Source organism: Dokdonella sp. (genome assembly GCF_049593775.1).
In the GTDB taxonomy this organism is placed as follows: domain Bacteria; phylum Pseudomonadota; class Gammaproteobacteria; order Xanthomonadales; family Rhodanobacteraceae; genus Dokdonella.
This window is the reverse complement of record NZ_JBAWHJ010000067.1, coordinates 1-7,149: the sequence shown is the minus strand read 5'-3', so window position 1 is coordinate 7,149 and position 7,149 is coordinate 1. Positions and strand designations below refer to the sequence as shown.

Here is a 7,149-nt window from a genome sequence, read left to right as displayed (position 1 = left end):
GTTGAGTGGCTGGCCCAGGATTGACGGCTTGCCTGGCCTCTCGTGATTTGATGCGCATGACTGCCCTGCACCGGGTTGCCAGCGGCGGAGAATGTCGATGAACACACAAGTCCGGACGTCGAGCTTGCCGCTCTCGGTGAAAGCCTGTCACTGGCTGATCCTGCTTGCCCTGCCAGCCCTGATGGCTGGCTGTGCAACTCCCGTATTCAGGGATCTTGAAAGCACGCTTCCAATAGCTCCCATTGATGTACAGCAGTCGCTGCAACCCTACGCCGGGGCTGAAGTCCTTTGGGGTGGACGCGTCGTCGCCCTGCACAGCGTTGAAGGCGAAACACGCGTGGAGATCATCGCGTATCCACTGAATCGTGCACAGCAGCCAATGCCCGATGCGGACAGTATTGGACGGTTCATCCTTGTCATCCCCGGTTTCGCTGAACCCCTGGACTACTCAGCGGGACGGCACCTCACAACCCGAGGCGTCCTCGTCGGAGTCTGGACAGGGCAAGTTGATGGTCGCGACTACCCTTTTCCTGTCCTGCAGGCTTCGGCAGTCAATGTCTGGCCGTGGGGATTCATGTTCGACTCCAGACCGCAGATCAGCATCGGCGTCGGTGTGGGAATCGGTTCGCAATACGACTAACGAACCCGAACCGGCTTGCGGGCTTGCGCTTGCTTGCCTGAAGCATGTATCGCGCTGCCCAATGGCAGCCGAGTGCATTCGAACCGCGTCAGTGAGGCTCGGCCTTGCCATCCGTGACGTCCGGCTCGAAGAAGCTGAATCGCACGTCCGGGAATCGCGCCCGGAATTCACGCTCCACCGTATTGATCTGATTGATCATGCCAAGTGCCGATGTTTCTCCCTGCATCCTCGCCTTGACCGAAACCATGACGTCATTGCCTAGCTGCAGGGTCAGCAGGTTATAGACTTCGGCAACCTCATCGCGTTCCTCAAGATAGCTCCGCATGTCTTTCCGGGTATCCGAATCGACGCTTTGTCCGATCAGCATCGCCTTGACCTCGATCGAGATGAATATCGCGACGACGATCAGCAAGACACCGATGGCGAGAGTACCGATGGCATCCCACACCGGATTGCCAGTCAGCATCGCCATGCTGACCGCGAACAGCGCAAACACCAACCCGAGCAGGGCGGCGAGGTCTTCACCAAATATCACTACGAGCTCAGCCTGTCTGCTCTGCCTGAACCACTGCCAGAGCGACCGGCCGCCACGCGACTTGTTGACCTCGATCATGCAGGCGCGCATGGAAATCGATTCTACGATGATGCCGAAAATCAACACGCCGATTGCGACCCAGGGAGACCTGAGCGGCTCATCCGAATTCAGTTTGTGAATGCCCTCGTACAACGAAAACATTCCACCAACGCTGAACAACATCAGCGCTACGAGGAAGGACCAGAAATAGACCGCCTTGCCATATCCCAGCGGGTAGTCCGGAGATATGGGGCGCTTGGCCTGATGGATTCCCAGCAGCAGCAGACCCTGGTTGCCGCAATCAGCGAGAGAGTGGACAGCCTCGGCAAGCATCGCACCTGAGCCGGTGATCAGGGCCGCCGCTAGCTTGGCGACAAAGATGGCAAAGTTGGCGCCCAGAGCGAAAAAAATCGCGCGCATCGAGTTGCCTTGGCCAGCCATCGGTTACCCCGGAAAAGTGAATGAGTGCGAACGACAGTTTAGCAATACGCAACTGAAAAACACGCGGGAACGCCCACGGTTTTCATCACGGCAATGTCACTCCCAGCACGCGCTGGGTCTTTTTGGGCAAGCCGGCGCGCACGAGTTCGTAGGATTGCCGAACATGGTTGGATAGTTCGACTTCACTGAAGTCGCCCGGCTCATTGATGCTGACCCAGTAGGCGCGAGCCATGTAGGGTGCAGTCGAGATACCGGGCTGGTCGGTAAGTTCAAGAAATCGATCCGCCCCGACCTTGAAGCTGAGGCGGCCGCGCTCCGGACCGAGCGTGCACATGATCGCGAACATCTTGCCGGAGACGCTCCAGACCAGATCGACCTCCCACTTGATCGAACGGGTCGCGCCCGGCCAGTTTGCGCAAAGCGCATCCAGTTGTTCGACGCTCATCCCCATGGATTCGGACATCATCTCCCACCTGTTGTGTAGTGCTTGTCGCGCACGCCAATAATCGGCGGCACCTGCGTCAATTCGAAAGAATCATGGCCGGGCTTGAGTCCCATCCAGAAATCGAACCACGGCGAAGTGTGTTGAGCCTGCAGCCGCCTCGTATCCAGGCGAAACGGGAACGCATGCACGTCGAATCCCGCTTGACCGCCATCCAGAGCGGCTGCGGCCATCGTATAGACTTCCTCGATGCCCGCGTCGCCCAATGCATAGCAGCCAGCAGAAACCTCACCGCCATGCACCATCAGGTGATCACCGGTTCGCCCATGCTCACGATCATAGGCGTTTGGAAACCCAAGGTCGAAGGCGAGGTGATAGCGGCTGCGCGGATTCATCTGACTCGCACCCACACGATAAAAGCCCTCGGGTGCCTGCATGTCGCCTCGACGGAGCTTCGGTCCCGCCTCGCCGGAGTACGCACGTATCGGGTAGCAGCAAAAGAGGACAAACGTGCCGCTACTACCCTCAACCCAGAGCTCGAGGAGCTCTTCCTGCTTGAAGATGCGCATGAACACGGGACTGCCCAATTGAAGCCCCAGGGCGCCAAGTTTCCCTTGCAGCGCCGGACCTACGCGGTTTGCCACGACTTCGGCGCGTCTGCAAATTTCAAAACCGGTGGGTTGCATTGGAAAATTTGCTGGTTCAGGCAGGCACTTGTGTCCAGATAGCTGGCAGCCGGAGAGTCGTTCATGGAGCAGATAACGATCGGGGTTGCAGGCCGTTGCCGGTATTGTAATTCGTCCGTGCCGGTAGAGCATTCGATGGTGGTGATTTCCGAAACCCGCTGCGAGTGCAACGCTCCATCTGGACCTGCCATTCACAGCGAAATTTGCACCCTCGCCACGCGATCAACGCTGAACGGTTCGTCGGCTCCGGCCGAAATGGTAAAATGCCGGCTCATATCCAGGGGAAAGGCGATATGGGATCTGAGCCGGTCAACCGAAGCCGCGCGCTTCGCCTGGTGCTCGCGGTATTTTGCCTGCTGGCGGCGAATACGGCAGCAGCACAGCACTCGGTCGCTCGCCAATGGAATAACCAGCTGCTGGAGGCGATCCGTCACGATCTGGCCAGGCCGACCGTGCACGCGCGCAACCTGTTCCATGTTTCCGCCGCCATGTGGGACGCGTGGGCTGCGTACGACAATGTGGCCGATGGATGGCTGGTACGCGAGAAGCTGTCAGCCACTGACGTGCAGGCCGCACGCCGTGAAGCCATCTCGCATGCGGCGTATCGGTTGCTGAGATGGCGCTTCGCCAACTCCCCGGGTGCGGCCACCAGCCTGGCCTCGTTCGACGCACAGATGCAGTTGCTCGGATACGACATCGCCAACCAGAGCCTCGCCGGCGACTCGCCAGCGGCGCTAGGCAATCGAATCGCCGAAACCTACATCCAGTTCGGATTGAGGGATGGCTCCAATGAGTCCAATGGCTACGTAAATCGACACTACGAGCCGGTCAATCCGCCAGTGATTCCGCCGTTGCCCGGCAACCCGGAAATCATCGACCCGAATCGCTACCAGCCCCTGGCGCTCGAATACTTCGTCGACCAATCCGGCAATGTCATACCGGGAGGTTTTCCCGAGTTCCTGAGCCCAGAGTGGGGACAGGTGGTTCCCTTTTCACTCCGCTCCGAAGACCTGAGCATTCGCACGCGAGATGGTTTCGACTACTGGCTATTCCATGATCCCGGCCCCCCTCCCCTCATCGGTGGCCCTGATGGCGAAACCTACAAGACAACCTTCGAACAGGTTGTCCGCTGGAGCGGCCTGCTCGATCCTGCGCTTGGCTCGATGATCGACATCAGCCCCGCGTCGCTGGGCAACAACACGCTGGGCACGAACGATGGTCACGGCTACGCGGTCAATCCGGCAACGGGCCAGCCCTACGCGCCGGAAGTCGTCCCTGCGGGCGACTACTATCGGGTTCTGGCCGAGTTCTGGGCCGACGGCCCCAGTTCCGAAACACCACCTGGCCACTGGTTCGCGATCGCCAATACAGTTTCCGACCATCCCTTGGTCATCAAGCGCATCGGCGGTAACGGACCCGTGCTTGATGATCTGCAATGGGACGTGAAACTGTATCTGGCGCTGGGTGGCGCGATGCACGATGTCGCGGTTGCATCCTGGGGATTGAAAGGCTGGTACGACTACATCAGGCCCATTTCCGCGATCCGCTATCTGGCTGACCTCGGACAGAGCACGGATCCGTCCCTACCCTCCTGGGACCCTGACGGCATCCATTTGTATCCAGGCGAGATTGAGCTGGTCACACCCGAATCGACTGCGCCGGGACAGAGGCACGCGCATCTGGCAGGACCGGGCAACAGCAACATCGGTAAAATCGCCGTTTACGCGTGGCGTGGCCCCGAGTACATCCTCGATCCTGACACGGACACTGCCGGCGTCGGCTGGATCCTGGCGGAAAACTGGTGGCCCTATCAGCGGCCGACTTTCGTCACGCCACCGTTTGCGGGCTACATATCCGGCCACAGCACCTATAGTCGTGCCGCTGCGGAGTTGATGGCCGCATTCACGGGCGACGAATTCTTTCCAGGTGGTCTGGCCCAGTTTGAAGCCCCTCAAAACCAGTTCCTGGTATTCGAGCAGGGCCCGAGTGTCGATGTAACCCTGCAATGGGCGAAGTACGCGGACGCGGCCGACGAATGCAGCCTGTCCAGGATCTACGGAGGCATCCATCCGCCTGCCGACGACATTCCGGGACGCATGATCGGTGCCGTGATCGGGCCGGAAGCGTTGTCGCGTGCCATCCAGCACTTTCAGGGCTCGGCTCCGCCAACGCTGGGAATTCCTGCGCCGGTCACCGAGCTTCCCTCGCGATCCCCATTCAGTCTGCTGATGCTGATTTCCGCAGTCCTGCTGCTCGGTTCACGGGCGGCACGGCGGCATGGGGGCAGTCCTGGAAACGACAAGATCTAGGGTTTTGACGACTCGCAGCGATGGCCGCTCGACTGTCTCAAACCGGGCCTGGCGGGCTTGCAGCCAGTCCGACAAATCCCGTCCGACGGCCCGATGATTATCGATAGTTCTCGTAGGACTTTTCCTCGACCAGGGTCGAGCCAAGCTTCTCATTGATCTCGCGCTTGTATGCTGCTCGATCGTCGTTGCGGAAATAGACTGCACGCGCAAGCTCGACAAACTCCGCGTCAAATGACTGGCTCTTTTCCTTGACCCGGATCTGGTCTTCGATGTCCCAAAGGGCTTCATTGACGTCCTTCAGCTTCGACCGCTCTGCACTGATATCCAGCTTCGCGAGCGGATCAGCTGCCCAGGTGCTGTTCAACAGATCCAGTTCCTTGCGCACATTGACCAGTTTGTCGGCATTGCCGATTCGCTCGGACTTGATCTCGAGAATCGTGATCTTGTCGATCAACTCTCCATAGGACACGGGAACGGCAATCTGGCTCATGTGGATGCTCATCCTGCTCTGAAAACCACATGGTAGGACGGATCGAAGGCAAAGCGTAGGGGTTGCACCTCCGACTGCAAAGCGTGATTCAATCGGTCAACTGGAAACCCTTCCGGCAACGGAGAATTTTGCATCGATGTCTGAATGCGTACTGCCCATGCTCAACGCCATTGCGTTTGTTCGCTCGCCATATGCGCAGCGAATCGATGCGCCCCACCAACCTACCGTTGTCGAAGGTACCGAGAGCGGACAGACAGCGGAAGCGCTGATCGAATTCGTGGCGGACTTGCCGGAAACCGCCTATCGCGACCTCGAAGGCTTCGAGCGAATCTGGCTGATATTCGCATTCCATAGAAGCGAGGGCTGGAAATCCGAAGTGCGCCCACCCAGAGGCGGCGGCAAGCGGAGTGTCCTGGCAACACGCTCACCGCATCGGCCCAACGCAATCGGATTGTCCGCAGTCAGGCTGCTGGCAGTTCAAGCGCGCGCATTGCGCGTTTGCGGCATTGACCTGCTTGATGGAACGCCGATCCTCGACATCAAACCCTACGTGCCTTACGCCGATGCCTTTCCCGGCTCAAGGGCGGGATGGATCGATGCCATCGATGCCGACCAGGGCGTGCATTCCGCGCCCGGGCCACGCAAGCCGCGCAGGACTGCGGAAAAAGACTAGCAGGTGCATCGACGGGTACCCTTGTGCGGCATACCTGACTCGATGCCTGGCACGTCGAACTTCGTGCATCCATAGACGAGAACCTGCCCCAAACATCAGACAAAAAAAACCCGGCTTTCGCCGGGCTTTTTCATGTTGCTCGACCGAAGTCGATAATTACTGCTGCTGCCACTCAGCACCCACCACGATCTCGGTGCGGCGGTTGCGCGCACGTCCTTCCTTGGTGTCATTGCTGTCGATCGGATTGTTCTCGCCATCGCCGCGAACACCGACGATCTGGTTAGAACCGACACCGTGCGAGGTCAGATAGTCATTGACGATCTGTGCACGACGCTCCGAGAGACCCTGGTTGTAAGCTTCGGAACCGACGGAATCGGTGTTGCCGACCAGCTCAACCATGACGTTCGGGTTGCGGCTGAGGACGTCAACTGCCTGATCCAGGATAGCGATCGAGTCAGCTGTCGGCTCTTGCAGGGCCGGACCAATGTCGGACTCGTTCGAACGCGGACGGTCAAACTTGAAGTTGACGCCACGCAGATCGATGACGACTGCGACTTCTTCCGGCTCTTCAGCTGCCGGCGGCGGCGGCGGCGGCGGCGGAGCTGCCGGCGGCGGCGGCGGCGGTGCCGGCTCGGATCCACCGAAACCGATGGTCAGGCCGACGGCAACGATGCCGTCAACGAAGTGGTTGTAGTCGCCAGCGATGATGCCGTTGTTGTCGACCTGGCCACGCAGACTGTTGTTGTCCTTGTCGTAGCGAGCGAAGATTTCGCCACGCAGAGCCATGCGGTCATTGAAGCTGTACTGCACACCACCACCGAGCAGGGCGGCCGGATCCCAACCAGCTTCCTGGACGGTACCCGAATAGGCTGCGTGCTTCACGAAGCCGAGGCC

At 59.5% G+C, this 7,149-nt stretch carries 8 protein-coding genes; 3 read left to right on the top strand and 5 right to left on the bottom strand.

The annotated features are described in order from the left end of the window. Positions 1 to 97: 97 nt before the first annotated feature. Positions 98 to 640, top strand: a complete 543-nt coding sequence (locus tag WBP53_RS02455) for a Slp family lipoprotein (RefSeq protein WP_423925590.1) — start codon at positions 98 to 100, stop codon at positions 638 to 640. Positions 641 to 728: 88 nt separating this feature from the next. Here the strand turns inward: WBP53_RS02455 and WBP53_RS02450 are convergent, their stop codons facing one another. The 3 genes from WBP53_RS02450 to WBP53_RS02440 all read right to left on the bottom strand — a co-directional run bounded on the left by WBP53_RS02450 (position 729) and on the right by WBP53_RS02440 (position 2,672). After that, positions 729 to 1,655 carry a cation diffusion facilitator family transporter gene (locus WBP53_RS02450; protein ID WP_423925588.1) on the bottom strand — a complete coding sequence of 309 codons (927 nt, stop codon included), beginning with the start codon at positions 1,653 to 1,655 and terminating at the stop codon, positions 729 to 731. 85 nt (positions 1,656 to 1,740) lie between these two features. After that, positions 1,741 to 2,121: an MmcQ/YjbR family DNA-binding protein gene (locus WBP53_RS02445; protein WP_423925586.1), complete on the bottom strand. Its 381-nt coding sequence runs from the start codon at positions 2,119 to 2,121 to the stop codon at positions 1,741 to 1,743. Then, entirely contained in the window at positions 2,118 to 2,672 is a 555-nt protein-coding gene (locus tag WBP53_RS02440; protein ID WP_423925584.1) for a L,D-transpeptidase family protein, read from the bottom strand. Before WBP53_RS02440 ends, WBP53_RS02445 begins: the two co-directional genes overlap by 4 nt. A gap of 404 nt (positions 2,673 to 3,076) precedes the next feature. Here WBP53_RS02440 and WBP53_RS02435 point away from each other — a divergent pair, with 404 nt between their 5' ends. Next, positions 3,077 to 5,092 (top strand): vanadium-dependent haloperoxidase, encoded by a 2,016-nt coding sequence (locus WBP53_RS02435; RefSeq protein WP_423925582.1) that lies wholly within the window; start codon positions 3,077 to 3,079, stop codon positions 5,090 to 5,092. Between the two features lie 97 nt (positions 5,093 to 5,189). On the opposite strand, the gene WBP53_RS02430 is transcribed toward WBP53_RS02435, so the two are convergent. Then, positions 5,190 to 5,582 (bottom strand): DUF6165 family protein, encoded by a 393-nt coding sequence (locus tag WBP53_RS02430; protein ID WP_423925580.1) that lies wholly within the window; start codon positions 5,580 to 5,582, stop codon positions 5,190 to 5,192. A gap of 136 nt (positions 5,583 to 5,718) precedes the next feature. Between WBP53_RS02430 and tsaA the strand changes: the two genes are divergently transcribed. Next, the gene (gene tsaA / locus WBP53_RS02425; RefSeq protein ID WP_423925578.1) at positions 5,719 to 6,255 is read left to right on the top strand and encodes a tRNA (N6-threonylcarbamoyladenosine(37)-N6)-methyltransferase TrmO; all 537 of its coding nucleotides are present in this window, start codon (positions 5,719 to 5,721) and stop codon (positions 6,253 to 6,255) included. Between the two features lie 156 nt (positions 6,256 to 6,411). Here tsaA and WBP53_RS02420 read toward each other — a convergent pair. Next, the coding region (locus WBP53_RS02420) for an OmpA family protein (protein WP_423925576.1) at positions 6,412 to 7,149 on the bottom strand (738 nt) is incomplete at its 5' end.

Coding starts and splice junctions, on each gene's coding strand:
- WBP53_RS02445 (WP_423925586.1), bottom strand. CDS start 2,121: ATGATGTCCGAATCCATGGGGATGAGCGTCGAACAACTGGATGCGCTT.
- tsaA (WP_423925578.1), top strand. CDS start 5,719: ATGTCTGAATGCGTACTGCCCATGCTCAACGCCATTGCGTTTGTTCGC.
- WBP53_RS02430 (WP_423925580.1), bottom strand. CDS start 5,582: ATGAGCCAGATTGCCGTTCCCGTGTCCTATGGAGAGTTGATCGACAAG.
- WBP53_RS02435 (WP_423925582.1), top strand. CDS start 3,077: ATGGGATCTGAGCCGGTCAACCGAAGCCGCGCGCTTCGCCTGGTGCTC.
- WBP53_RS02450 (WP_423925588.1), bottom strand. CDS start 1,655: ATGGCTGGCCAAGGCAACTCGATGCGCGCGATTTTTTTCGCTCTGGGC.
- WBP53_RS02455 (WP_423925590.1), top strand. CDS start 98: ATGAACACACAAGTCCGGACGTCGAGCTTGCCGCTCTCGGTGAAAGCC.